At 51.1% G+C, this 413-nt stretch carries 1 protein-coding gene; it reads right to left on the bottom strand.

Annotated elements, in window-relative coordinates; translation table 11 throughout:
- Positions 1 to 413, bottom strand: a 413-nt coding sequence (locus AB1462_RS32295; protein WP_367249195.1) for a glycosyltransferase, incomplete at both ends; no start/stop codon positions are given.

Below are 413 nucleotides of genomic sequence, written 5' to 3' on the forward strand. Positions count from 1 at the left end.
TTCCGATATAGGCAAATTTTTCAGGACGCATGTGGTAGGGTTTGCCGGCCACATTCTGAAACTCGGCAGCGTCTGGGAAATTGCGTATGCATATTGTTTTTGAAACGGGAAAGCGCAGTGCGATAGTGGGCGTTGCAGTGACAACGCCGTCGAAAGCTCTACCAGCAATTTTCTCGGCTGCGCTTGCAGACCATGAGAGCGGCAAACGAAGAGTTGAAGGTATCCATTCCTTTATGCGAAGATCGCGAGGCAAATCTTCGTGTACATCATACACTACCTTGATACCTCGCGCCTTTGCCCAAAGCGCTGCGGGGATAAGTTCGGAATCATGGAAATGAAGAAGGTCGAACTTGCCGATTAGCCTACGGACGCCCTCAAGGGTTTTCACGAGAATGCGTTCGCGACGGCCAGCA

It is taken from the genome of Pseudomonas sp. SB113 (assembly GCF_040754745.1).
GTDB lineage: Bacteria > Pseudomonadota > Gammaproteobacteria > Pseudomonadales > Pseudomonadaceae > Aquipseudomonas > Aquipseudomonas grimontii.